Source organism: Streptomyces sp. NPDC058864 (genome assembly GCF_042742985.1).
Taxonomy (GTDB): Bacteria; Actinomycetota; Actinomycetes; order Streptomycetales; family Streptomycetaceae; genus Actinacidiphila.
This window is the reverse complement of the sequence record NZ_JBHYMQ010000072.1, coordinates 1-24291: the sequence shown is the minus strand read 5'-3', so window position 1 is coordinate 24291 and position 24291 is coordinate 1. Positions and strand designations below refer to the sequence as shown.

The 24291-nt window shown below is 73.5% G+C and carries 21 protein-coding genes and 1 pseudogene; 15 read left to right on the top strand and 7 right to left on the bottom strand.

Annotation, left to right across the window (positions count from 1 at the left end; genetic code table 11):
* Positions 1–59: 59 nt before the first annotated feature.
* The 3 genes from ACFW3D_RS35015 to tgmB all read left to right on the top strand — a co-directional run bounded on the left by ACFW3D_RS35015 (position 60) and on the right by tgmB (position 2911).
* On the top strand, positions 60–1538 hold the full coding sequence (locus ACFW3D_RS35015) for a cryptochrome/photolyase family protein (protein WP_500511393.1): 1479 nt from the start codon (positions 60–62) through the stop codon (positions 1536–1538).
* 243 nt (positions 1539–1781) lie between these two features.
* On the top strand, positions 1782–1973 hold the full coding sequence (gene tgmA / locus ACFW3D_RS35010) for a putative ATP-grasp-modified RiPP (RefSeq protein ID WP_018562451.1): 192 nt from the start codon (positions 1782–1784) through the stop codon (positions 1971–1973).
* A gap of 14 nt (positions 1974–1987) precedes the next feature.
* Positions 1988–2911, top strand: a complete 924-nt coding sequence (tgmB, locus tag ACFW3D_RS35005; protein WP_500511391.1) for an ATP-grasp ribosomal peptide maturase — start codon at positions 1988–1990, stop codon at positions 2909–2911.
* A 7-nt stretch (positions 2912–2918) separates the two neighbouring features.
* Here the strand turns inward: tgmB and ACFW3D_RS35000 are convergent, their stop codons facing one another.
* Positions 2919–4139: a saccharopine dehydrogenase family protein gene (locus ACFW3D_RS35000; protein WP_500511389.1), complete on the bottom strand. Its 1221-nt coding sequence runs from the start codon at positions 4137–4139 to the stop codon at positions 2919–2921.
* A 117-nt stretch (positions 4140–4256) separates the two neighbouring features.
* Between ACFW3D_RS35000 and ACFW3D_RS34995 the strand changes: the two genes are divergently transcribed.
* The 9 genes and pseudogenes from ACFW3D_RS34995 to ACFW3D_RS34955 all read left to right on the top strand — a co-directional run bounded on the left by ACFW3D_RS34995 (position 4257) and on the right by ACFW3D_RS34955 (position 13531).
* Entirely contained in the window at positions 4257–4979 is a 723-nt protein-coding gene (locus tag ACFW3D_RS34995; protein WP_500511387.1) for a TetR/AcrR family transcriptional regulator, read from the top strand.
* Between the two features lie 100 nt (positions 4980–5079).
* Entirely contained in the window at positions 5080–5736 is a 657-nt protein-coding gene (locus tag ACFW3D_RS34990) for a response regulator transcription factor (protein WP_500511385.1), read from the top strand.
* Positions 5733–6890 (top strand): sensor histidine kinase, encoded by a 1158-nt coding sequence (locus ACFW3D_RS34985; protein WP_500511383.1) that lies wholly within the window; start codon positions 5733–5735, stop codon positions 6888–6890. The genes ACFW3D_RS34990 and ACFW3D_RS34985 overlap by 4 nt, the downstream gene beginning before the upstream one ends.
* Before the next feature lie 49 nt (positions 6891–6939).
* On the top strand, positions 6940–7755 hold the full coding sequence (locus ACFW3D_RS34980) for a DUF3152 domain-containing protein (protein ID WP_500511381.1): 816 nt from the start codon (positions 6940–6942) through the stop codon (positions 7753–7755).
* Positions 7689–8297: pseudogene (locus ACFW3D_RS34975) on the top strand (cytochrome P450); the annotation flags it as partial. The gene ACFW3D_RS34980 and the pseudogene ACFW3D_RS34975, both read left to right, overlap by 67 nt.
* A gap of 105 nt (positions 8298–8402) precedes the next feature.
* Positions 8403–9557 (top strand): spore photoproduct lyase family protein, encoded by a 1155-nt coding sequence (locus ACFW3D_RS34970; RefSeq protein ID WP_500511430.1) that lies wholly within the window; start codon positions 8403–8405, stop codon positions 9555–9557.
* A gap of 128 nt (positions 9558–9685) precedes the next feature.
* Positions 9686–10345, top strand: a complete 660-nt coding sequence (locus tag ACFW3D_RS34965) for a TetR/AcrR family transcriptional regulator (RefSeq protein WP_500511379.1) — start codon at positions 9686–9688, stop codon at positions 10343–10345.
* A gap of 46 nt (positions 10346–10391) precedes the next feature.
* Positions 10392–12638, top strand: a complete 2247-nt coding sequence (locus ACFW3D_RS34960; RefSeq protein ID WP_500511377.1) for an MMPL family transporter — start codon at positions 10392–10394, stop codon at positions 12636–12638.
* A 131-nt stretch (positions 12639–12769) separates the two neighbouring features.
* Positions 12770–13531: a uracil-DNA glycosylase gene (locus ACFW3D_RS34955; RefSeq protein ID WP_500511375.1), complete on the top strand. Its 762-nt coding sequence runs from the start codon at positions 12770–12772 to the stop codon at positions 13529–13531.
* A gap of 3 nt (positions 13532–13534) precedes the next feature.
* Here ACFW3D_RS34955 and ACFW3D_RS34950 read toward each other — a convergent pair whose 3' ends face one another.
* Complete coding sequence (locus tag ACFW3D_RS34950; RefSeq protein ID WP_500511373.1) at positions 13535–14413, bottom strand: DcsG N-terminal domain-containing protein; 879 nt, start codon at positions 14411–14413, stop codon at positions 13535–13537.
* A gap of 106 nt (positions 14414–14519) precedes the next feature.
* Here ACFW3D_RS34950 and ACFW3D_RS34945 point away from each other — a divergent pair, with 106 nt between their 5' ends.
* Positions 14520–14963 carry a YchJ family protein gene (locus tag ACFW3D_RS34945; protein ID WP_500511371.1) on the top strand — a complete coding sequence of 148 codons (444 nt, stop codon included), beginning with the start codon at positions 14520–14522 and terminating at the stop codon, positions 14961–14963.
* Between the two features lie 37 nt (positions 14964–15000).
* Here the strand turns inward: ACFW3D_RS34945 and ACFW3D_RS34940 are convergent, their stop codons facing one another.
* From ACFW3D_RS34940 to ACFW3D_RS34925, 4 genes are all read right to left on the bottom strand, one after another.
* A complete protein-coding gene (locus ACFW3D_RS34940) occupies positions 15001–16308 on the bottom strand; it encodes a DUF2254 family protein (protein ID WP_500511369.1) in 1308 nt (435 codons plus the stop codon).
* Between the two features lie 214 nt (positions 16309–16522).
* Positions 16523–18424 (bottom strand): alkyl/aryl-sulfatase, encoded by a 1902-nt coding sequence (locus ACFW3D_RS34935; protein WP_500511367.1) that lies wholly within the window; start codon positions 18422–18424, stop codon positions 16523–16525.
* A gap of 365 nt (positions 18425–18789) precedes the next feature.
* Positions 18790–19503: a response regulator gene (locus tag ACFW3D_RS34930; RefSeq protein WP_500511365.1), complete on the bottom strand. Its 714-nt coding sequence runs from the start codon at positions 19501–19503 to the stop codon at positions 18790–18792.
* Positions 19500–20399 carry a sensor histidine kinase gene (locus ACFW3D_RS34925; RefSeq protein WP_500511363.1) on the bottom strand — a complete coding sequence of 300 codons (900 nt, stop codon included), beginning with the start codon at positions 20397–20399 and terminating at the stop codon, positions 19500–19502. Before ACFW3D_RS34925 ends, ACFW3D_RS34930 begins: the two co-directional genes overlap by 4 nt.
* Positions 20400–20538: 139 nt before the next feature.
* Here ACFW3D_RS34925 and ACFW3D_RS34920 point away from each other — a divergent pair, with 139 nt between their 5' ends.
* Both ACFW3D_RS34920 and ACFW3D_RS34915 read left to right on the top strand, forming a co-directional pair.
* A complete protein-coding gene (locus ACFW3D_RS34920) occupies positions 20539–21246 on the top strand; it encodes an ABC transporter ATP-binding protein (RefSeq protein ID WP_500511361.1) in 708 nt (235 codons plus the stop codon).
* Positions 21243–23555, top strand: a complete 2313-nt coding sequence (locus ACFW3D_RS34915) for an ABC transporter permease (protein ID WP_500511359.1) — start codon at positions 21243–21245, stop codon at positions 23553–23555. The genes ACFW3D_RS34920 and ACFW3D_RS34915 overlap by 4 nt, the downstream gene beginning before the upstream one ends.
* On the opposite strand, the gene ACFW3D_RS34910 is transcribed toward ACFW3D_RS34915, so the two are convergent.
* Positions 23495–24031 (bottom strand): hypothetical protein, encoded by a 537-nt coding sequence (locus ACFW3D_RS34910; RefSeq protein WP_500511357.1) that lies wholly within the window; start codon positions 24029–24031, stop codon positions 23495–23497. The two genes, ACFW3D_RS34915 and ACFW3D_RS34910, sit on opposite strands and share 61 nt — an antisense overlap.
* Positions 24032–24291: the final 260 nt, after the last annotated feature.

The window sequence follows — 24291 nt, the reverse complement described above, 5'->3', positions numbered from 1 at the left end:
GATGTCCCCGCCCGGAACATCCCGCTACGTCCCGCCGCACGCCACCGGAGGTATCCCGCATGGCGCCACGTCCGCACTGGCTCTTCGGCGACCAACTGGGGCCGCACTTCCTCGACCCCGGCGTCCCGGTGGTGATGATCGAGGCACGCTCGGCGTTCGCCCGGCGCCGCTCGCACCGCGCCAAGGCCCATCTCCTGCTGTCCGCGATGCGGCACCGGGTGGCGGAACTCGGCGACCGCGTGCGCTACGTACGGGCCGGGACCTACCGCGAGGGGCTGCGCGAGGCGGTCGGCGACTCACCCGTGACCGTGTGCCGGCCGAGCTCGCGGGCCGCGCTGCGACTGGTGGAGTCGCTGGACCGGGTCGAGGTCCTGCCGGACCGCGGATTCCTGGTGTCGCGCGGGGACTTCGCCGGCTGGCTGGAGGGCCGCGGCGGCCGGCACCTGTTGCTGGAGGACTTCTACCGCTGGGTGCGCCGCTCCCACGACCTGCTGATGGACGGCGGTGAACCGGCCGGCGGCCGCTGGAACCTGGACCACGACAACCGGGAGCCGCCGCCGCGCGGCCGGGACGGCCTCGGGGTGCCGCCGCCCTGGCGCCCCCACGAGGACGAGATCGACGAGGAGGTCCGGCACGACCTGGACCGCTGGGAGCGCGAGGGGCTGGTCCGCTTCGTGGGACGCGACGGCCCCCGGCTGTTCCCCGCGACCCGGCGCGAGGCGCTGTCGGCGCTGCGCTCCTTCGTCGCGCACCGGCTGCCGGAGTTCGGGCGGTACGAGGACGCGATGCTCGCCGGGGACCCGGTGATGAGCCACAGCCTGCTCTCCGCCCCCCTGAACCTGGGGCTCCTGCACCCCGCCGAGTGCGTCGAGCGGGCGCTGCGCTCCGGCGACGCCCCGCTGAACAGCGTGGAGGGCTTCGTCCGGCAGGTCGCCGGATGGCGGGAGTACGTACAGCAGTTGTACTGGCACTTCGGCGCGGACTACCGGCACCGCAACGAACTGCGCCACCACGCGCGGCTGCCGCGCTGGTTCCTGGAACTGGACGCGGACGCGGTGCGGGCGCGCTGCCTGTCGACGGTGCTGGCCCAGGTCCGCGACACGGGGTGGACCCACCACATCCCCCGGTTGATGGTGCTGGGCAGCCACGCCCTCCAACGCGGCTGGGACCCGGCGGAGTTGACGGACTGGTTCCACCGCTGCTTCGTCGACGGCCACGACTGGGTGATGGCACCGAACGTGGTCGGGATGTCCCAGTACGCGGACGGCGGACTGATGACCACCAAGCCGTACACCTCGGCGGGCGCCTACATCCACCGCATGAGCGACCTGTGCGACGGCTGCGCCTTCCGGCCCGCCGAGCGGACGGGCGAGCGCGCCTGCCCGTACACGACGGGCTACTGGGCCTTCGTGCACCGGCACCGGGACCTGCTCGCCGCCAACCACCGTACGGCGAGGGCGGTTCGGGGGCTGGAGCGGCTGGGGAACCTGCCCGAGGTGCTGGCCCTGGAGGAGGAGCGCGGACGACGAGCTCCGTGACGGTGCGCAACCTCGGCCGTGCAGGGGGTACGCGAACACCGGTGCCCCCTGGCGCCACCTACGAAAGAGAGTCACTTCGTCACTCTGCGTAGCGAACTCAATGCACTTCAAGCACGTATAGTTACCTGCGTCACACCAGTAACAGGGAACGGTTCAGGGGCCCATGTGAGTCTCATACGTAGGGCCGCAGTTGGGCACTGGAGCTGGTTGCTGCCCGACGCGCAGGAGAAGTGAGGAGAAGCCATGCGACCGTTCGCGCTGATTCATGCCCGGCCGGCCACACCCGAAACATTTGTCGCGCCCTACACCTACGATTCCGCCCTGCAGCTGAACGTGCTCCCCGACGGACGCCCCGTCATCACCGACCGCGCGCTGCTGCTCGCCACGGCCGCCACCGTCTCCACCGCCGGTTCCAAGACGCACTTCGACGACTGAGCACCACGGACCCCATGACCGTCCTGATCCTCACCTCCCCCGAGGACGTGACAGCCGACCTGGTGGTGGCGGCGCTGCACGACCGCGGAACGCCGGTGGTCCGCCTGGACCCTGCGGACCTGCCCGGCGAGGTCTCCATGTCCGCCGAGTACGTACGCGGTGACGTACGCGGGTACCTGTCGGTCCAGGAGCGCATGGTGAGCATGGACAGCGTGCGCTCCGTCTGGATCCGAAGACCCGGCACACCCGGCGCCGGCGCGGCGGAGCAGTCCGCGTGGCTGACCGCCGAGGCCGGCGGAGCGCTGTACGGGGCGCTGCGCTGCGTGCGGGCCCGGTGGATGAACCACCCGGCCGCCGCGGCGCAGGCCCGTTACAAGCCGTGGCAGTTGTTCACCGCGCACCACTCGGGGTTCGCGGTCCCCGCCACGCTCATCACCACCTTCCCGCAGGCGGCACGGGAGTTCGCCGAGCAGCATCCGCAGCTGGTGGTCAAGTCGGTCTCCGGCACGCACCCGGGCGATCCGCCGATGGCCCTGCCGACCACGCTGGTCGCCCCGGACGCCGACTTCTCCGCGGTCGCGGCCGGGCCGACACTGCTGCAGCAGTACATACCCAAGGCCGCCGACATCCGCCTCACCTGCGTGGGGACGGAGCTGTTCGCGGCCCGCAAGAAGTCCGCTCCCGGCCAGGTCGACGGCAGGTTCGGCGGCCCCGAGGACGCCGACTGGGAGCCCGTGGAGCCGCCGGTGCGCATCGCGCGCTCGGTGCGGGAGTACATGGCCGCGGCCGGACTCGCCTACGGCGCCTTCGACTTCGCCGAAGACGCCGAGGGGACCTGGTGGTTCCTGGAGTGCAACCAGGGCGGTCAGTTCGGCTTCGTCGAGCTGGCGACGGGGCAGCCCATCACCGCGGCCATCGCCGGCTGGCTGACCGGCTGATCAACCTTCAGGACTCCCGCACGCCCCACGGGGCGCCGTAGGAGGTCAGCAGGTCGAGGAAGGGGCGCGGGGCGAAGGCCTCGGGGCCGAGGACACCGCTGCCCGCCCAGGTACCGGCGGCCATCAGCTCCAGGGCCACCACGGGGTTGACCGCGGTCTGCCAGACGACGGCCTGTGAGCCGTACTCGCGCATCGACCACTGGTTGTCGACGACGTGGTACAGGTACACCTCGCGCGCCCGGCCGTCCTTCGTGCCCTTCACCCACGTACCGGCGCAGGTCTTGCCGTGCATGCGCTCGCCCAGCTCCGCCGGGTCGGGCAGGCACGCGGCCACGACGTCCCGCGGGCTGACCCGGGCCGCGCCCAGGTCGCTCTGCACCACGACGGGAGCGGTGCGGTCCAGACCGAGCTGGTGGAGGGTCCTGAGGGTGCCGATGAACTCCTCCCCCAGGCCGTACTTGAAGGTCACGCGCCCCGCGTCGACCCAGCGCGGCATCAGCAGCACCTCCTCGTGCTCGACGTTCACGCAGCTGACGGGCCCGATGCCCTCGGGGAAGTCGAAGACCTCGGGCTCGCTGAAGGGCGGGGTGGTGAACCAGCCGCGGCCGGCCTCGTAGACCACCGGCGGGTTGAGGCACTCCTCGATGGTGGTCCAGATGCTGAACGACGGTGCGAACTCGTAGCCGTCGACGGTGAGGTTCGCGCCGTCCCGCACCCCGATCTCCTCGATCGCGTCGAAGAGTTCGTCGGCGGCGTAGCGGGCGAAGACGTCCGACAGGCCCGGCTCCACGCCCATGCCGACCAGGGCCAGCCGTCCGGCCTTCTGCCACTCGGCGGCCCGCTCGAACTGGGCGTCGCCGAGTTTGACCCCGCACTCCTCGTACGGGCGCTCCGGGTGCGGGCGGGACAGCGACATCGCCATGTCGAGGTAGTCGGCGCCGGCGGCGAGGGCGGCGCCGAACAGGGGCATCACGAAGCGCGGGTCGGTGGCGTTGAGGAGGACGTCGCAGCGCCGCTCGGTGAGCAGCGCGGTGACCGCGGCCTCGTCGGAGGCGTCGACGCGGGCGGCGGAGAACCGGCCGGTCCCGTCGTCCACGGCCGCCACGGCGGCCTCGGCACGGGCCAGGTCCCGGTCGGCGACGACCATGGCCTCGAAGAACGAGCGACGGGCGGCGATCCGGGTGATCGCGGTACCCACCCCGCCGGCTCCCACAAGCAGTACACGCATGGCTGACAAGTCTCCGTTCCGAGGCGGAGGCGCCTCTGCCCAGGGATGAAACGCCGCCCCGCGACGTATGGTCAATGGCGTTGGCATAAGGTCCGCACGACGGGAAGGGAGGGTCTCGTGCCCAAGAAGGTCGTCCAGGAGGCGGCACGCCGGCGCCGGCGCCCCACCAGGAACGGGGCGGTGCTCTCGCACCGGCTGATCGTCGACACCGCGCTGCGCATGCTGCACGAGCACGGCTCCGCCGGGCTCACCGTGCGGCGGCTGGGCACCGCGCTCGGCGCCGACCCGAGCACGCTGTACCGCTACTTCCGCGGCATGGACGACCTCACCCTGGCCATCGCGGACGACCTGATGGGCCGGGCGATGGAGGGATGGGGGCCCACCGGGCGGTCCGCCGGCGACTGGCGTGCCGACCTGCGTGACCTGGGGCTGCGCATCCACACGGCGTACCTCGCCCACCCGCAGGCGGCGGTGCTCACCGCCAGCCGGGTCTCCGGCCGCGCCCACGAGACCGCGGCCGACGAAGCGGTCCTGGGCATCCTGCGCACCGCCGGGTTCCCCGACCCGGCCGCGGTCGCGATCTACCAGGCCTTCATCGACCAGGCCCTGGCCTTCGCCGCGCTGGACGCGGCGACCCTGGCCCTCCCCGAGGCCGCCCGGGCCGCCGACCGGGACGTGTGGCGGGAGACGTACGCGCGCCTCCCGGCACGGACCCACCCGCACATCGCGGCCACCGCCGGCCTGCTGGTCGCCCGAATGAACCGCAGCGCCTATCCCACCGCCCTCGACATGCTCCTCGACAGCGCCGCGGCCCGGCTGGCGGCGTCGCGCGAGGCATGAGGGCTCACCCCCCGTTCACATCCGGTCCGCATACTGGAGGGCCGGACCCCCTGTGACCTGCGCGGGTCCCGGCAGGACGAGCGAGTGGGGTTGGTAGGACGTGCGGGTGCTGGTCGTGGAGGACGAGGAGATGCTCGCGGACGCGATAGCCGAGGGACTGCGGCAGGAAGCGTTCGCGGTCGACGTCGTCCACGACGGCGAGGCGGCCCTGGAGCGCCTGTCGGTCAACGAGTACGACGTGATGGTCCTCGACCGAGACCTGCCGAGGCTGCACGGGGACGAGGTGTGCCGGCGCACCGTCGCCGACGCGGCGGAGGTGCGGATCCTGATGCTGACCGTCTCCACGACGGTCGCCGAGCGCGTGGCCGGGCTGCGCCTCGGCGCGGACGACTACCTGGTCAAGCCGTTCGCGTTCGCCGAGCTGGTGGCCCGGATCCGGGCCCTGGGGCGCCGGGTGCGTCCGCCGGCCCCGCCGGTGCTGGAACGCGCGGGCATCCGGCTCGACCCGCACCTGCGCGAGACCCACCGCGACGGCCGTTCCGTCCCGCTCTCCCGCAAGGAGTTCGCGGTGCTGGAGGAACTGCTGCGCGCCCAGGGCGGGCCGGTCTCGGCCGAGTCCCTGCTGGAGCGGGTCTGGGACGAGAACATCGACCCGTTCACCACGATCGTCCGGGTCACCATCCGGGGCCTGCGGCGCAAGCTGGGCGATCCCGGGGTCGTGGAGACCGTCACGGGCGTGGGGTACCGGGTCCGATGAACACCGTGACCGGCACGCCGCCCCGCCGCATCTGGCGGGGAAGCCTGCGCGTGCAGCTGACCGCCGTGTTCGGCCTGCTGTTCTTCGTCGCCGCCACGGCCGTGCTCGCCGGATCGCTGATCCTGGTGCGCAACAGCATGCGCTACAGCCTCGACCTCGCCTTCGACCCGCGCGCGTTCCCCGTCCCGAACGAGATGACGAAGGCCGGCATCGTTGCCTCGATGGAGAGGAACCTGCTGACCAAGGGCGGGGTCACCGTCCTGGTGGTGGGCGTGCTCGCGACGACGGCCGGGTGGCTGGCCGCCGGGCGGCTGCTGCGCCCGCTCCACCGGATCGCCTCCACCACCGAGCGCATCGCGGGCCGTACCCTGCACCGCCGCATCGCGCTGGAGATGCCGCCCGGCGAGGTGAAGCGGCTGGCCGACTCCTTCGACCGCATGCTGGACCGGCTGGACGGCGCCTTCGCCGGGCGGGAACGTTTCATCGCCAACGCGGCGCACGAGCTGAAGACGCCCCTGGTGATCAACCGCACCCTGGTCGAGGTCGCCATGAACCGGCCCGGCGCGCCGCCCGAGCTGCTGCACCTGGGCGAGACCCTGCTGGCGGTCAACGACCGCCACGAGCGGCTGATCGACGCCCTGCTCACCCTCGCCCGCGCCGAGGACGCGCTGACCGACCGCGTCCCGCTCGACCTGGCCGACGTGTGCGACGCCGTCGTGGCCACGGCCGGACCGGAGGCCGAGCGGCAGCGGGTGCGGCTGGAGACCGGGCTCGTCCCGGCACCGTCGATCGGCGACCCGATCCTGCTGGAGCAGCTGGTGCGCAACCTCGTCGACAACGCCGTCCGCCACAACGAGCCCGGCGGACTGGTCCGGGTCACCACCGCCCACGACCGGCGCGGGCCGCGCGTGGTCGTCGCCAACACCGGTGCCCGGATCTCGGCGCACGAGATCCCGGTGCTCTTCGAGCCCTTCCGCCGGCTCACCGACCGCGTGGGTTCCGCGCGCGGCAGCGGCCTCGGCCTGTCGATCGTCCGGGCCGTGGCGCAGGCCCACGGAGGTGACGTGACGGCGGAACCGCGTCCCGGGGGCGGGCTGACGGTCACCGTCGCATTGCCCGCCCGGCATGACCACGCAAGTGTGAGAGGAGCGTGAGGTCCGGCGCCCACCGCCGGATCACACGCAGCAGTATGGAGTGCGACGTATGAAACACCCCCGGACGAACCGACGCCCCGCCGTGAAGCCCTGGTGGCGCGTGACGGTCCCCCGCCTCACGGTCCTGGCGGTCCTCGCGGTCTGCGCCGTGGTGCTGTGCACGGTGATGACCGGGCAGAACGCCCGTGAGCGGGCGGTGCCCGCGGTCTCCGGGCACGCACCGGCCGCCCCCGCCGTGCCGTCTCCGGCGCCCACGCCGTCCACCGGCGCCACGTCGAAGCCGACACCGAAGCCGATCCGGGTGCCGGAGCACGGTGACGGCAGGTTCACCGAGGCCCCCGGCACCTCGCGGACCATCGGGCACGGCACTCCGCTGCGGTACGGCGTGGAGGTCGAGGACGGCACGGGGTTCACCGCGGCCTCGGTGGCCGCGGAGGTCGACCGCATACTCGCCGACAAGCGCGGCTGGACCAGGGCCGGCGCCGCGTTCCGGCGCGTCGACGCGCCGCCCTACGACTTCCTCGTGCGCCTGGCCACCCCGGACACCACGGACGCCCTGTGCGGGATGTACGGCCTGGACACCGGCGGCGAGGTGAACTGCAGCGGCGGCAAGGACGTCGTGGTCAACCTCAAGCGCTGGGTGCTGCTGAGCCCGTACTACAAGGGCCGCCCGGCGGAGTACCGCGCGCTGATCATCAACCACGAGGTCGGCCACCGCCTCGGCCGCGGCCACCGCGGCTGCCCCGGCCCCGGACGCCCCGCACCGGCGATGATGCAGCAGATCAAGGGCCTCCACGGCTGCACCCCGAACGCCTGGCCGTACGACCGTCACGGCCGCGCGGTCACCGGCCCCGCGGTCCCCTGACCACCAGGCCGCCGGAGGGTCCGCCTCGTCCCGCCCGGTGGCGCCGACGGGGCACCGCGCCCGCGGGGCGCCGTCGTCCACGATCGCCCAACGGATCGTCCCCTCCGGCCCGGTGTGCCGCCCCGCCCCGGCACCGGCCGGCCCCGCGCGGCGACCGCGACCCGTGCTTCGACGACCTCGAGGAACTGCGCTGGACCGAGCAGGTCGTCAAGGAGACGCTGCGGCTCCACCCTCCCGTGTGGCTGATGACCGGCATCGCCAAGGCGGACTCCGTGCTCGGCGGGCGGCCGGTCCCCGAGGGGACGGTGCTGTGGTCCAGCCAGTGGAGCGCGCACCGCGACGCTCGCTGGTTCCCTGCGCCCGGGCGGTTCCGGCCCGAGCGGTGGGAGGGCGAGGAGGCCGCCGCGATGCCGGACCACGCCTGGTTCCCCTTCGGCGGCGGCGCGCGGGCCTGCCTGGGCGCCCGCTTCGCGATGGTGGAGGCGGTGCTGGTGCCGGCCACGCTCGCCCGGCGCTTCCACGTCGACGTCGGCCCCGGAGAGATCCCGCCCCGCCCGGGCCCGACCCTGCAGCCGGGCCGGGAGGTGAGCGCGACGCTGCGCGCCGTCCGAGCGGACGGCCCCGCCCGCCCGGGTAGGGTCGGCACGATGGCACCGGAACCGGACGGGCTGTTCCCTCTCGACGACGTCCTGCCCCCGCGGCACGCGGCGGCGGAGGGCGCGTCCTTCCGCGACTCCCCCGCCGCCGCACGACTGCTGGACGTCCGTACCGTGTACGCCGAGCCGGAAGCGGCCGCCTCCCCGCGGGGGCGGGAGATCCTCGCCCGCTTCCGGGACGCCGAGGTGGTCGAGGTGCCGTCGCACTGGCGCATCCCGGGCCTGCACGGCAACGAGGGCAACGCCGCGCGCTGGGTGCGGGTGAAGACGCGGACCCTCGTCCTCGGGGTGAAGAAGACGCTGACCGTCCGCCCCAACGGGCGTTCCGCCGACTGGATCGCGCCCGGCGCCTCCAACGGCTGCGCGATGGCCTGCGCCTACTGCTACGTGCCGCGCCGCAAGGGCTACGCCAACCCGGTCACCACCTTCACCAACATCGACCGGATCGTCGGGCGCGTCGCACGGCACGTCGCCGAGCAGGGCCGCAAGCCCGCGCCCAACCAGTGCGACCCGCGGGCGTGGGTGTACGACGTCGGCGAGAACGGCGACTGCTCGGTGGACGCCCTGATCAGCGACAACACCGCCGACCTCGTGTCGGCCTTCCGGCGGTGGCCCACGGCGAAGGCGTCGTTCGCGACCAAGTTCGTCAACCCCGACCTGCTGGGTCTCGACCCCCGCGGACGTACGAGGATCCGCTTCTCGCTGATGCCTCCCGAGGACTCCCGGCTGCTGGACATCAGGACCAGCCCGGTGCCCGAACGGATGGCCGCCGCGGGCGACTTCCTCGAGGCCGGGTACGAGGTGCACTTCAACCTGTCGCCGGTCGTCGTGCGCCCCGGCTGGCAGGAGGCGTGGGCGGAGCTGTTCCGGCAGCTGGACGACGTCCTTCCGGCGGTGGTGAAGGCCCAGGCCGCGGCCGAGGTGATCATGCTCACCCACAACGCCGGGCTGCACGAGGTGAACCTGGGCTGGCACCCCCGGGCCGAGGAACTGCTGTGGCGCCCCGCGCTGCAGGAACCCAAGCGTTCGCAGAACGGGGACCTCAACGTGCGCTACCGCGCCGCGGACAAGGCGGCCTCCGTACGCCGGCTGCTGGGGCTCGCCGCCGAGCACGCGCCGTGGCTCCGCATTCGCTACGCCTTCTGAGGGCCGTCCGCCCGGAGTTCCCGTCCGCGGCGTGATACAGGCCACGTACGAAACCGTTTCGTTTCGATTGGCTCCGAGCCTATGCTCTGACGAGTACGAAACCGTTTCGTTCAGGACGGAGAGGGTCCATGCCCGCACCGGTCACCGCCCGCCGCGGCAGCCGCCTCACCCCGCAACGCGAGGCCGCGGTCTACGCGAGCACGCTCGACCTGCTCCGCGAGGTCGGCTACGAGGCCCTGACCATGGACGCCGTCGCGGCCCGTGGCCACTGCAGCAAGGCCACCCTGTACCGCCAGTGGGGCGGCAAGGCCGAGCTGGTCGCCAGGGCCCTGCGGCACGGGAAGCCGGCCGGCGCAGGGGACGTGGACACCGGGAGCCTCCGCGGCGACCTTCGTGCCCTGCTGACCCTCGAGGACGACCGGCAGCTGGAGCGCAACTGCGCCCTCATGCGCGGTCTGGCCATGGCCATGCACGGCAACCCCGACCTGATGCACGCCCTGCGCGAGGTCATGGTCCAGCCCGAACGCTCGGGCCTGGACGCGCTGCTGCGGCGTGCCGTCGACCGCGGCGAGATCAGCGCGGACAACCCGGCGCTCCCCTACCTCGTGCAGATGCTGCTGGGCGCCTTCGTCACGCGGCACGTGCTCGAGGGCCTGCCTCCCACCCGGACCTACCTGCTGGCCTTCCTCGACGCGGTGATCCTGCCCGCGCTCGGCCTCCGTCCCGGGCCCGCCCCCGTTCCCGCCCCCGTTCCCGCCGCAGCTCCTGCCGCCGCGTCCGCTCCCTGACGGCGCCCCTCCTCCACCCTCCGAACCCGACAGGGAGTACGCCCCCGTGGCCACATTCCTCTACCGGACCGGCCGGTTCGCCTTCCGGCGACGGCACTTCGTCGTCCTGATCTGGGTGGCGCTGCTCGCCCTCGCCGGCGTCGGCGCCGCCAACGCGCCCGCCGCGGGCAGTTCCTCCTTCTCCGTGCCCGGCACCGAATCCCAGAAGGCCTTCGACCTCCTCGACCAGCGCTTCCCCGGCACCGGCTCCGACGGCGCGACCGCCCGCGTGGTCCTCAAGGCGCCGGCCGGCGAGAAGATGACGGACGGCGCCGGCAAGAAGACCGTCCGGAAGCTCGTGGGCGAGCTGAGGCGGGGCGCCGAGGTCGTCTCCGTCGACGACCCGTACACGGCGAAGGCCGTGAGCAAGGACCGGACCATCGCCTACGTCCGCGTGGCCTACGAGGTCCCCGGCATGGAGCTGCGGGACTCCTCCCGCGAGGCACTGGAGACCGCCGCGGAACACGCCCGCGACAGCGGGCTGACCGTGGAGATCGGCGGCGACGCGCTCCAGACGGCACCCGAAACCGGTGCCACCGAGGTGATCGGCATCGCCGTCGCCGCGGTCGTCCTGGTGATCACCTTCGGTTCGCTGGTGTCCGCCGGACTGCCCCTGGTCACGGCGCTGGTCGGCGTCGGGATCGGCGTCAGCTCCATCACCGCGCTCGCGAGCGCCCTCGACCTGGGCTCCACCACCTCGATCCTGGCGATGATGATCGGCCTGGCCGTGGGCATCGACTACGCCCTGTTCATCGTGTCCCGCTTCCGCGCCGAACTCGCCGAGGGGCGGCGGGGCGAGGAGGCGGCCGGGCGCGCCGTCGGCACCGCCGGCTCGGCCGTGGTCTTCGCCGGGCTGACCGTCGTGATCGCGCTGGTGGGTCTGTCGGTCGTCAACATCCCGATGCTGACGAAGATGGGCGTCGCCGCCGCCGGCACGGTCGTCATCGCCGTCCTCATCGCCCTCACCCTGGTGCCCGCGCTCATCGGCTTCGCCGGCCGGCGCGTCCGCCCGGCGGACGCCGGGGGCCTGTTCCGCCGCCGTGACAGGAACGCCCACCACGCCCACCGCAGGCCCCCCGCCGAGCGGCCCAACATGGGTACCCGCTGGGCCCGGTTCGTCATCCGGCGTCCCGTCGCCGTCCTGCTGGTCTGCGTCGCGGCGCTCGGCGCGGTGGCCGTGCCGGCCGCGTCGATCGAGCTCGGCCTCGGCGACGACGGATCCCAGCCCGCCTCGACGACCCAGCGCCGGGCGTACGACCTGCTGTCCGAGGGCTTCGGCCCCGGCTTCAACGGGCCGCTCGTCGTGGTCGCCGACGTCAAGGGGGCCGACGACCCCCGGGGCGCGGTCCGCGAGACCACCGCGGACATCAAGGCGCTGGACGACGTGGCCGCCGTGACCCCGGCGACGTTCAACAAGGCCGGGGACACCGCGATCATCAACGTGGTGCCCGCGTCCAAGCCGAGCAGCACCGAGACCGAGGACCTGGTCGAGGCGATCCGCGGCACGGGCGACGGGATCACCGAACGCACGGGCGCCAAGGTCTCCGTCACCGGCACCACGGCGATGAACATCGACACCTCGCAGAAGCTCACCGACGCGCTGCTGCCCTATCTGGCGCTCGTCGTCGGCCTCGCCTTCGTGCTGCTGATCGTCGTGTTCCGCTCGGTGCTCGTGCCGCTGAAGGCCGCCCTCGGCTTCCTGCTCTCGGTGACGGCGGCCCTCGGCGCGGTCGTCGCCGTCTTCCAGTGGGGGTGGCTGGCCTCCCTGCTGGGCGTGGAGCAGACCGGGCCGATCATGTCGATGATGCCGATCTTCCTGGTGGGCGTGGTCTTCGGCCTCGCCATGGACTACGAGGTCTTCCTCGTCACGCGGATCCGCGAGGCGCACGTCCACGGAGAGCGGCCCGGGCAGGCCATCGTCACCGGCTTCCGGCACGGTGCCCGGGTGGTCACCGCCGCCGCGGTCATCATGATCGCCGTCTTCGCCGGGTTCATCGGCTCCGGCGAGGCGATGATCAAGTCGATCGGGTTCGGTCTGGCGATCGCCGTCTTCTTCGACGCCTTCATCGTGCGCATGGCCATCGTCCCCGCGGTGCTGGCGCTGCTGGGCCGCCGGGCCTGGTGGCTGCCGTCCTGGCTGGACCGGATCCTGCCGAACGTCGACGTCGAGGGCGAGGGGCTGCGCCGCGCGGACCCGGCGGACGAGGCGAACCCGTCCGGTCCGGCGGCGGAGCCGGAGCCGGTCCGCGTCTGATCCCGCATACGTCCCGCCGCCGTCCCCGCCGTCCCCCGGCCCCGCCGCCCTCTGCGGCGGGGCCGGGGGCTGGGTAGCGTGGGGCGCGGGCCGTACGACCGCCGTACGGGCCGCGAAGGGACGGAACGCAGGTGCAGCAGGAATCGGCGGACTTCCCCGCTCTCGCCGCCTCCGGGGCGGGGGACCTGACGGCGCTGGACGAGCGACTGACCGGCTGCCGGGCCTGCCCGCGGCTGGTCGCCTGGCGGGAGGAGACCGCCCGGGTCCGGCGCCGCGCCTACGCCGGGTGGGAGTACTGGGCCCGTCCCGTGCCGGGCCTCGGCCCGCCGGACGCCGCGCTGGCCCTGGTCGGTCTGGCACCGGCCGCACACGGCGGGAACCGCACCGGCCGGATGTTCACCGGCGACCGCTCCGGCGACGTGCTGTTCGAGGCGCTGCACGCCGTCGGCCTCGCCTCCCAGCCCACCTCGACGGAACGCGGCGACGGCCTGGAGCTGTACGGGGTACGGGTGACCGCGCCCGTCCACTGCGCGCCGCCCGCCAACAAGCCCACCACGCAGGAGCGGCTGACCTGCCGCCCGTGGCTGGTGCGCGAACTGGAGCTGCTGAGACCCACGCTGCGCGCGGTCGTCGTCCTCGGCGCGTTCGGCTGGCAGGCGCTGCTGCCCGTGCTCGGCGGCGCCGGGTACCGGCTGCCGCGGCCGCTGCCCCGGTTCGGGCACGGCGTGCACGTGGAGCTGGCACCCCCCGCGGAAGGGGAGCAGCCGCTGCATCTGTACGGCTGCTACCACGTCAGCCAGCAGAACACCTTCACCGGGCGGCTCACCCCCGCCATGCTGCGCGAGGTCCTGGCGGCGGCCGGCGAGCGGGCCGGACTGCCCGTGACCCGCTGAGGCTCAGCCCGCTGCGCGCACGACCGCTCCGGCGACCACGGGCAGCGAGTCCGGGTGGTCCGTGAGGAACAGGTTGGGCTCGATGAGTTCCAGCTCCATCACGCGCGGGGTGCCGTCCTCGGCGTCGACCAGGTCCACCCGGGCGTAGAGCAGCTCCGGCCTGCCCGGCACGGCGGCCAAAGCCCGCTCCGCGGCGGCCAGTTCGGCCTCCGTCGGGGTCCAGGGACGCACGCCGGGGTGGGCGACCTTGCGCTGGTCGTATCGCGTGTCCGGGGACAGCACGGCGTTCTTGGCGATGGCGTGCAGGAAGCGGCCGCCGAGGAAGACCAGGGCGCGCTCGCCGGTGGTGTCGATCCGCGGCATGTAGGGCTGGACCATCGCGGTCAGACCCTCGTCGTGCATCCGCGACACGTGCGCCCGCGCCTCCTCGTGCTGCCCGGGGCGGTAGCGCGCGGCGTAGCGGGCGCCCGCGCCCGCCGCGGGCTTGACCACGAACTCGTGGTCGCCGGGCAGCCCGTCGGTGCCGCCGCCCGGCGGCAGGTAGCGGGTGGCGACCGCGGGCACGCCGCGGGAGGCCAGCTCGCCCAGGTAGCGCTTGTCGGAGTTCCAGCGCACGACCGAGGGCGGGTTGAGCAGGGTGGTGGCGGCACCGCAGCGGTCGGCCCAGGCCAGGAACTCCGCGGTGCGCCAGGTGTAGTCCCAGGTCGACCGTATGAGCGCCAGGTCGAACCCGGCCCAGTCGACGTCCGGGTCGTCCCAGTTCACGACCGTGGCCCCGGCGCCCGCGGCGACGACGGCGTCGCGCAGCAGGGGCAGGTCGCGGTCGACGGTGCCCTCCAGGAGGTGCGCGGTCGTCACCAGGGCGATCCTCGGCTTCGGCACGGGGGCTCCTCGGGGTCGGGCGGAGGTCTTGCCGTCCCGCAGGCTACCCGGGCGGAATCGCCGGTGGTCACGGGGCCCGCGCGCGCCGGCCGTGCACAATGGCGGCATGCCCAAGTCCCGCCCCGGCCGCCGTTCCGCCCCGCGCCCGCACTCCCGTCCCGTGCCGCACTCCCCCGGCGCGCCCTGCCCCTGCGGGCTGCCCGCCGCGTACGGCGACTGCTGCGGCCGCTACCACTCCGGCCACGCCGCCGCCCCCACCGCCGAGGCCCTGATGCGCTCCCGCTACAGCGCCTACGCGGTGCACGACGCGGCGTACGTGCTGCGCACCTGGCACCCGGAGACCCGGCCCGCGGAGCTGGACGTCGACCACCACCTGCGCTGGGAACGGCTGGAGATCCTCGCCACGACCGACGGCAGCGCCTTCCACAGCGAGGGCACCGTCGCCTTCCGTGCGCACTTCAGCCTGCGCGGCGAGCACGAGGCGATGGAGGAGAACAGCCGCTTCGTCCGCCACGACGGGGCGTGGGTCTACGTGGCGCCCCTGCCCTGAGGGGAAGGGACCTGGTTCGCGCCCGGTGCCTTCCCGCTCATCGCGGTCCCGCCCGGCCCCCGGGCGGACCGCCAAGGCCCCGGCTGTCGGAGTGACCGGCGACGCGGTGGAGGAACGGGTCCGGAAAGCAGGTGGCGGTGAGGCGCTGCAAAGCGTCGGCGCGTTCGGCCAGGGACGGTCTGCGCTCCGCGGGCACGGTGGCGATCAGACGTTGAAGCAGAGCGTTGAGACGGCGGGCGGTCTGCAGGCTCGACGAGCCGTACAGGAGGGTTTCGTCGAGCGCCACGGAGACGACGTCGGCCCATTGCGGAGCGGGGAGGTTGACGCGGGGGGTGCCGTGCCGATCGAGGAGCCAGACCGGGCCCAGCGTCCGGTCCGCGAGTTGCAGCAGGGCGTCCTCGACCTGGTCGAGTGCCTGAACAGCGGTGGTGGGGTCGTTGATGCCCGGTGACAGGGCCCGGACGGCGATGTCGGCGAGCAGGCGGAATCCGTACGCGGTGTCCTGCTCCAGGGCCCGGCTGGGGCCGACGCGGAAGCAGGCGAGGATCCGCCGGTCCAGGGAGGGGCCGGCGGCTGCTCCCTCCGGTTCGACGTGAGCCACGACATCGCCTGTGGTGATGCGGTCGCCCACGGCGTACTTGAGCCGGATACGGAGGTGCTTTCGGTCGGCGAGCCGGGTGATGCGTCCTTCGTCGATCGAGGTGATGACTGCCGGCCGGCCTCGATGCACGACGGAAAACCCGTTCGGGCGTGGCGCCGGCGGGGGAACCGAGCTGGTCTCGGCGGTTACGGGGTGGACCTGGCGCATGCTCACGCGGAGGCACTCGCCGACGGCACGGGACAGGCCGCCGCCGGTGACGGCGTGGCGCAGCGACGCCAGCAGATGCAGGACGACCACGGCGTCGAGGAGGACGAGCGCGACCGCCAGGGTCACGCTCAGGCGCGGGACGCTGTCACCTCGGATGTGGCTGAGCGTCACCAGCGCGTAGAGGGCCGTGCCGATCAGCAATCCGAACAGGACGAGGAAACGGCTGAAGCGCCCGAGGGCTGCCACGAGTCGTGAGGACATCGATTGGACGGTCTGTACGACGAGGGTGATCGCCGTGACGATGAAGCCCGCCAGCGTGATCATGCTGCCGGCGACGGCGCCGAGGGCCGCTTGTGCGGTGGAGGCGTCGAAGGTGAGACCGGGCGCCGGCAAGTGCTTCTCCCACAGCGGCAGGAACCACCCCAGCACCGCTCCTCCGGTGGCCAGCGTCAGCGCGGCACCCTGGCCGCGCAGGATGCCGGTGCGGTGCGTGCCCCGGCTCCGCTGCGGACGCCGTGCCGCTGCCCGGGGCGTCATGTGCGGATCACCGGCGCACCACGAGTCCCCGCAGCACCGGGCGCGGTGCTCGCGGACCGCGGCGAGCCGTGGGACAAGGCGGGCTGTGCACCGCGTGCGTGCCACCCGTTCACGGGCGGGCCTCCTCGTTCCTTGCCGCAGGGTCGCGGAGCTGCCGATCACCGGACGGTGCCGATCAGCGCACCGCCGCGCACGGCCTCCGCCGGCGTGCTGCCTACGGCGTCACGATCGCGAAGTCCGGGTCGGGTTCGGTGAGGTGCGCGAAGAGTTCGGCAAGTTTGCCGGCATCGCCCGATACCTGGATGCCGGCTCGGTCTGCCAGGTCGGTCGCCGGAATGGCCCCAAGGAGGACGGCGCGCAGATCGGCCTCCTCGAGGGTGATCTCCAGGTCGGGTTCGGCGGCGGCGGGGCCCTCACCGGTCACATGGGTCAGCACGCCGTTGCGGAGGCGCCAGGTGATGGGCTCCCCGCTGCGGACGTTCCAGCGGATGGTGATGTCCGCGTCCCAGCCGGCGGGGCCGTCGACGCGGATGGCGAGGGAGTCGAAGAGCTGGTCGAGGGAGAGCGCGGAGATCACGTCGGGGGACGCGGTGACGGTGGGGGTGCCGACCGGCCCGTGCCGTAGTTCGAGGGCGCCGGTGAGGTAGAAGTTGCGCCATGTGCCGTTCTCGCTGCCGTACCCGAGCTGGGTGAGGGCGTCCGCCTGCAGCTCGCGTGCTTCGGCGTTGCCCGGGTCGGCGAACAGCACGTGGCTGACGACCTGGGCCACCCAGCGGAAGTCGCCGTCCGCGTACGACCGGCGGGCACGCCGCAGAACCTCGTCGGCGCCGCCCATGAAGTCCACGTAGCGGACGGCGGCTTCGACGGGCGGATGTTCCCACAGGTGGGCGGGGTTGCCGTCGAACCAGCCCAGGTACCGCTGGTAGATGGCCTTGACGTTGTGGCTGACCGAGCCGTAGTAGCCGTGGGTGTGCCAGACGCGTTCCAGGGCCGGTGGAAGGTGCATCCGTTCGGCGATCTCCAGGGGCGTGAGTCCCTGGTTGATCATGCGCAGGGTCTGGTCGTGCAGGTACGCGTACAGGTCACGTTGCTCGGACAGGAAGGTCAGCACCCGTTCGCGGCCCCAGGTCGGCCAGTGGTGCGAGGCGAACGCGACGTCGGAGGAGGCGCCGAAGAGCTGGATGGTCCGGGTGAGGTACTGCGCCCACACGCGTGGGTCCCGGACCTCGGCGCCGCGCAGGGTGAGCAGGTTGTGGAGGTTGTGGGTGGCGTTCTCGGCCATGCAGAGCGCCGCGCGGCCGGGGAAGTGGATGTTCAGCTCGGCCGGCGCCTCGGTCTCGGGGGTGAGCTGGAACACCATGCGGATGCCGTCGACGGTGTGCGTCCGGCCGGTGTCCGTGATCTCGACGGTGGGCGGGATGAGACTCACCGTGCCCGTGGAGGTCGTCTGCCCCAGACCGGCCCCGAGCTGGCCGCGCGTCCCCTTGGGCAGCGCGGCACCGTACATATAGGCGGCGCGGCGCGCCATCGCCGTGCCCGCGTACACGTTCTCGCTGACGGCGTGGGCCAGGAAACCCTGGGGGGCGATGACGGGCAGGCCGGCGTCCACCTCTTCGGCTGTCACGACACCCTTCACCCCGCCGAAGTGGTCGACGTGGCTGTGGGTGTAGAGGACGCCCGTGACGGGGCGGTCGCCGCGGTGACGTCGATACAGGGCCAGGGCGGCCGCAGCGGTCTCGACGGACAGCAGGGGATCGATGACCAGGATGCCCCGCTCGCCCTCGACGACCGTCATGTTGGACAGGTCGAAGCCGCGCACCTGGTAGATCCCCTCGGCCACCTCGAACAGCCCGTGCCGGGCGACCAGGCCGCTCTGCCGCCACAGGCTCGGGTGAACGGTGTCCGGGCAGTCCCCGTCGAGGAACCGGTAGGCGTCCAGGGACCACACCGCGCGCCCGTCGCGGTCCGTGATCTCCCGCTGATCGGCGGTGCCGAGGAAGCCGCGGCCGATGTCCTCCAGATCGCGGCTGTCCTCGAACGGCAGAAGGGTTCGCGCGGCCTGGTTGGCGGCGACGATGGCCGGCTCGGGTCCCTTCAGCGCGGAATCGGCGGACATCGTGTTCTCCTTAGGGACCGGACCGGCAGCACACCGCTCGGGACAAGCCTCTGTCACCCTCCGTGAACGCCCGTGGGCGCGCCACCAGGGGTACTCCAGATGCACGACGCCGCCAGGGCCGGATGAAACGGATTCCTGAGCCCCGGCGATGACAGGTCGCCAGTCGGCCGCGCCACGGATGGCGTCCCCGCCGGATGATCCACCCGCCCGTCGCCGAGGGCTGCTCCCTCACCCTTCGGCAAGCAGCGACCGACACGCGGTGGTCCCGGCGCGGTCCCGGGTCCGTTGGCCGCGCTCGCCGCGCTCGCAGTCGCGGAGTTGACCGGCGGGGCGGTGCGGCCGCAGGCGCATCCCGTCGGTGCCCGTCACGACGCCGGGGAGCCCCCGGGACCGGGTCCACCCGGCCGCACCAGGCCCGTCTCGTAGGCGAGGACGACCGCCTGGGCCCGGTCGCGCAGCGCCAGCTTGGCGAAGATGCGGGCGACGTGCGACTTCACCGTCGCCTCGCTGAGCGTCAGTTCCGCGGCCAGTTCCAGGTTGGACAGGCCGCGGCCCAGCAGCGTGAGGACCTCCCGCTCACGGGGAGTCAGGGCGGCGAGGTCGGCGTGGACCGACGGCCCGTCCTGCGCCGCCGCCGGCCCGGAGGCGAAGCGCTCCACCAGCCGCCGCGTGATCGACGGTGCCAGCAGCGCGTCCCCGGTGTCGACGAGCCGTACGGCCGCCGCCAGGTGCTCGGGGGTGACGTCCTTGAGCAGGAAGCCGCTCGCCCCGGCCGACAGCGCCGTGTAGACGTAGCGGTCCAGGTCGAAGGTGGTCAGCATGAGCACCCGGCACCCGGGGTTCTGCTGCAGGATGCGGCGGGTGGCCTCCAGGCCGTCCATGGTGGGCATGCGGATGTCCATCAGCACGACGTCCGGCCGCAGCCGGCGTGCCTCGGCGACCGCCTCGGCGCCGTCCGCCGCTTCCCCCACCACCGTGATGCCGCGCGCGGTGAGGATGAGCCGGAAACCGGTCCTGATGAGGGTCTGGTCGTCGGCGATGAGCACGCGGGGGGCCGCCGCCCCGTCCGGCGCCGTCACGGCCGGTCCAGCGGGATGCGCGCCCTGACCCGGTAACCGCCGCCGAGCCGGCGCCGGGCGTCCAGGTCTCCCCCGTACACCGCGACCCGTTCGCGCAGGCCCAGCAACCCGCGCCCGGTGCCTTCCCGGCCGCGCGGCCGGGCCCCGGCCCCGCTCCCGGCTCCCGTCCCCGTCCCGGTTCCGTTGAGCACGCTGGGCCCGGTGTTGAGCACCTCGACGCGCAGCGCGCGCTCCGCGTACCGCACCGTCACCTCCGCCTTTCCGCCGTCGCCGTGCCGGAGCGCGTTGGTCAGCGCCTCCTGGACGATGCGGTACGCCGTCACGTCGATGCCCTGCGGCAGCGGGCGCGGTTCGCCGGAGACGCGCACCTCGACGGGCAGCCCGGCGAAGGAGACCCGGTCGACGAGCGCCCCCAGCCGGTCGAGGCCGGGCTGCGGGGCCAGCGCCCCGGCGCCGCCGTCGCCGGTCCCGCACGGACCCCGTTCCGCTCCCTCGCCGCCCTCGTCGTCCACCCCGCCCGGGGACGGCGCCAGCAGTCCCAGCATGTGCCGCAGATCGGTCATCGCGCCGCGCCCCGCGTCCTCGACCGAGCGGAGCGCCGCCGCGGCCTCGTCCGGCATGGTGCCTAGCACCTCTCGCGCGGCCCCTGCCTGGACCACCATCAGGCTGACGTTGTGACTGACGATGTCGTGCAACTCCCTTGCAATTCGGTCCCGTTCGGCCGCCACCGCGATGCGTGCCGCGCTCTCCCGCTCCCGCTCCAGCAGCCAGCCGCGCTCCCCCAGAGCGGACCGCCAGCGGCGCCGGGTGCGCAGCAGGGCCACCGCCAGGCACACGGCGGCCGCGCACGCCGCGCCCAGCGCCACGACCAGCCCGCCCGGCTCCCCATTCGCCACGGGTTCACCTTCGCAGACGGTCGACGCGGGCGCATCAGCCCCTGGATGCAGCGTCCTTGCATCCCCAGGATGAGGGCCCCCGCGATGTGCCGTCCGGGGAGGGATGCCCGGGCCGTCCCGTGCGCCTAGCGTCCTGTGCATGGTCACTGAGGACAGCAACGGGAAGACCGTCGTACGACTCGACGGCGTACGCAAGGAATACGGCGAGACGACCGCCCTCGACGGGGTCACGCTGGAGATCCGCGCCGGGGAGGCGGTCGCGGTGATGGGCCCCTCGGGGTGCGGCAAGTCCACCCTGCTCAACATGATCGCCGGCCTGGACCGGCCCACGGCCGGCACGGTGCTGGTGCACGGCGAGGACGTGGGGCGGTTGAGCGAGAGGGGCCTGGCCCTGTACCGGCGTCGCCGCATCGGCATGATCTTCCAGTTCTTCAACCTCGTCGACGACCTGTCCGCGCTGGACAACGTCGCGCTCGCCGCCCAGTTGACCGGCACCCCCGCCCGGGCGGCCCGGCGCCGCGCCATGGAGCTCTTCGAGGAACTCGGCATCGCGGACCGCGCCAACGCCTATCCGGCCGTGCTGAGCGGCGGTGAACGGCAACGCGTCGCCGTGGCACGCGCGTTGATGAACCGGCCCGCACTGCTGCTCGCCGACGAGCCGACCGGCGCCCTCGACAGCCGCGCGGGCGAGCAGGTGATGGACCTGCTCCTCGACCTCAACCAGATCGGCCAGACCCTCGTCCTGGTGACGCACGACGAGCATCTGGCCCGCCGCTGCGCCGGCCGTCTGGTCACCCTCGCCGACGGCCGGGTGACCGGGCAGCACGCCCTGGAGCCGTCCGCATGAGGGCGGTGTGGCGGGCCGCGCGGGCGGCCGTACGGAGGCGCAGGCTGCAGACCCTGGTCATCGCGCTGGTCACCCTGACCTCGACGGGGGCGATCGTGGTCGCGCTCGGGCTGGTCGACGCGGCCTCCGCGCCCTTCGACAGGGCCTTCGGCAGGCAGCACGGGCCCCATGTCGTCGCTGCGTTCGACCGGTCCAGGACCTCGGACGCCCAACTCGCCGGGGCGGCAGGGGAACCCGGCGTCGAGGCCGTTGCCGGACCGTTCCCGCGGGCCACGGTCGAGCTGCCGCGGGACGACGCGCAGTACGGGGTCTTCGGCGAGGTCACCGTCGTCGGACGGGCGGACCCGGGCGGGCCGGTGGACCGGCTCGACCTCTGGGCGGGCCGCTGGGCGACCGCGCCCGGCGAGGTGGTCCTGAACCGGCAGCCGGACTGGACCCCCGACGACCTGGGCAAGCGGATCCCGGTGCCCTCCGGCCCCACGCTCACCATCGTGGGCTTCGCCTTCGACCTGAGCCGCACCGCGGACGCCTGGGTGGCGCCCGCGCAGATCGACGCGCTGCACCCTGCCACCACGCAGATGCTGTTCCGCTTCTCCGACGCCTCGTCGGACTCCCGGCTCCGCGAGCGGATGGGGACGGTGACAGCGCGGCTCCCGCAGGGCGCGCTCGCCGGCTCCGAGTCGTACCTCACGCTCAAGCACCGGATCGGCGGTGCGGCACGGGCGTACGCGCCGTACCTCATGGCCTTCGGCATCCTCGGCATCGTCGTGTCGGTGCTGATCGTGGCCAACGTCGTCAGTGGTGCCGTGATCTCCGGCTTCCGGCACATCGGCATCCTCAAGGCGCTGGGCTTCACCCCGGGACAGGTGCTCGCCGTGTACCTGGTGATGGTGACCGCGCCCGCGGTCGTGGGCTGTGCCGTCGGCGTCGTCACCGGGAACCTGCTGGCCGCGCCCTTCTTCGAGTTCACGTTCACCGGGCCCGACGCGGGCGTGTTCCACGACAGCGTCGGCATCGCGCCGTGGGTGAACGTGCTCGCCCTGCTCGGCATGCCGGCCGTCTGCGCGCTCGCCGCGCTCGCCCCCTCGCTCCGCGCCCGCCGGCTCTCCGCGGCGCGGGCGATCAGCGCGGGCTCCGCCCCGCGGGCGGGCCGCGCCCTGGGTGTGCAGCGGCGCCTGGCCGGCAGCGGCCTGCCGCGCTCGGTGAGCCTCGGCGCGGGGCTGCCGTTCGCCCGGCCCGGCCGCAGCGCGCTCACGGTGGCCGCGGTGGTCCTGGGCGTGGCCACCGTGACGTTCGCGTCCGGCCTGGCCACGACGATGACCCGGTTCGGCAGCGCGGGCCGGGACGCGTTCCAGGTCACGGTGTACGCGAGCAACGTGCGGCACGGCGAGCTCGTCGAGCCGGAACATTCCGACCAGCAACTGCACTCCCTGCTGGCCTCGTTGCCCGGCGTCGAGGGGATCACCGCCCGGGGGGACGTGGAGGTGACGGTCGCCGGCTCCACCCGCGGGGCGATGCTCGAAGGGCGCCGCGGTGACGGCCCCGAGCTCGACAGCGTGCTCACCGAGGGCCGCTGGATGCGGCGGGCCGGAGAGGTCGTCGCGGGGACGGCCTGGCTCCGGCAGTCCGGCGTGCGCGTCGGCGACGAGGTGCAGCTGCGGAAGGGCGACCGGAGCGAGGAGGTGACCGTCGTCGGCGCGTTCATGGAGAGCAACGGCGAACTGCTGGCCGCCGACTGGCCGACGTTCACGGCCCTCGCCCCCGAGGAGAAGCCCATCGCGTACCACGTCAGGCTCCGCGACGGCACCGACCCGGCCGGCTACGCCCGCGCGGCCGCGGCCGCCGACCCCGGCGTCAGCCCGGCGGTCACGGGCCCGAACGCCATCACGCAGACCGTCGTCGGCTCCGCCTCGGTGCTCACCGCGATGCTGGCCGTCGTCGCCTCCCTCGGCGTCTTCAACACGGTCGTCCTCAACACCCGCGACCGGCGCCGGGACCTGGGCATGCTCAAGTCCATCGGCATGACCCCGCGCCAGGTCACGGTGATGATGACGACCTCGATGGCGGCCCTCGGCGTCCTCGGCTCCGCGCTCGGCGTGCCTCTCGGCATCTGGGGCTACGGGCAGGTCGTCCCGCGCATGGCGGACGCCGTCGACCTCACCCTCCCCCCGTACATGACGGACGTCTGGCACCCCGCGGCCCTGACCGCCCTCTCCCTCACCGGCATCGCCATCGCGGTCCTCGGCGCCTACCTCCCCGCCCGCCGAGCGGCCCGCCTGACGGTCGCCCAGGTGCTCCACAACGAATGACGGCGCGGACGCGGTTCGGCGCCCCGCCCACGGCGCCGGCGAACCTGAACCATGGTCAGGAGGTGGTCCGCGGGCGAGTAGTCGATCTTCCAGTCGGCGTAGACCGCGGAGAAGCCGTCCCCGACGCACCGCAGGCCCAGGGTGACCCAGCGGACCGACCCGTCGTCGCCGAGCGAGAACGCGACCGCGGCCTCGAACTCCTCGCCGCCGCACGGACAGCAGGCCGCACCGGGTGCGTCGTCCTCCCAGGACTCCTCGTTCCAGTACTCCTCGCTGTCGGCGATGAACGCGCGACGGCCGCAGCCGGCGCACTCCCGCTCCGCCGCGGAGTCGTTGGCGAGCACGAGGAACAGCCGTCCACCGCACCCATCGCACACCGAAACGGCGATCCTCACCGGGCGGCGGTCGTCGGCGCCCCGGAGCAACGCGGCGAGCTCCGCGGGGACGTCGTCCCCTACCTCGTCATCGGTGTGCACAGCCCCATCCTGCCGGACGCACCGAGCCCTCGGGGGAAACGCCGTCCGGCACGGCGCACGGGCCGGAGGACGTGCCGCCGCGGGCCCCGTACTTCCGCGGGGTGGGCCACTTCCCCCGGGGCGGGGTTCGCGGGATCCTGCGCGGGGACCGGACGGCGGTGGACCGGGGGGTGCCTCTATGTTCTTCGTCAAGCGAGGTGGGGGGTTCTGGGTTGGTAGAGGGTGCCGTCGCGGAGCATGGCGAACAGCACGCTGGTGCG

Coding starts and splice junctions, on each gene's coding strand:
- ACFW3D_RS35000 (WP_500511389.1), bottom strand. CDS start 4,139: ATGCGTGTACTGCTTGTGGGAGCCGGCGGGGTGGGTACCGCGATCACC.
- tgmA (WP_018562451.1), top strand. CDS start 1,782: ATGCGACCGTTCGCGCTGATTCATGCCCGGCCGGCCACACCCGAAACA.
- tgmB (WP_500511391.1), top strand. CDS start 1,988: ATGACCGTCCTGATCCTCACCTCCCCCGAGGACGTGACAGCCGACCTG.
- ACFW3D_RS34965 (WP_500511379.1), top strand. CDS start 9,686: ATGCCCGCACCGGTCACCGCCCGCCGCGGCAGCCGCCTCACCCCGCAA.
- ACFW3D_RS34980 (WP_500511381.1), top strand. CDS start 6,940: ATGAAACACCCCCGGACGAACCGACGCCCCGCCGTGAAGCCCTGGTGG.
- ACFW3D_RS34920 (WP_500511361.1), top strand. CDS start 20,539: ATGGTCACTGAGGACAGCAACGGGAAGACCGTCGTACGACTCGACGGC.
- ACFW3D_RS34970 (WP_500511430.1), top strand. CDS start 8,403: ATGGCACCGGAACCGGACGGGCTGTTCCCTCTCGACGACGTCCTGCCC.
- ACFW3D_RS34945 (WP_500511371.1), top strand. CDS start 14,520: ATGCCCAAGTCCCGCCCCGGCCGCCGTTCCGCCCCGCGCCCGCACTCC.
- ACFW3D_RS34915 (WP_500511359.1), top strand. CDS start 21,243: ATGAGGGCGGTGTGGCGGGCCGCGCGGGCGGCCGTACGGAGGCGCAGG.
- ACFW3D_RS34985 (WP_500511383.1), top strand. CDS start 5,733: ATGAACACCGTGACCGGCACGCCGCCCCGCCGCATCTGGCGGGGAAGC.
- ACFW3D_RS34935 (WP_500511367.1), bottom strand. CDS start 18,424: ATGTCCGCCGATTCCGCGCTGAAGGGACCCGAGCCGGCCATCGTCGCC.
- ACFW3D_RS35015 (WP_500511393.1), top strand. CDS start 60: ATGGCGCCACGTCCGCACTGGCTCTTCGGCGACCAACTGGGGCCGCAC.
- ACFW3D_RS34940 (WP_500511369.1), bottom strand. CDS start 16,308: ATGACGCCCCGGGCAGCGGCACGGCGTCCGCAGCGGAGCCGGGGCACG.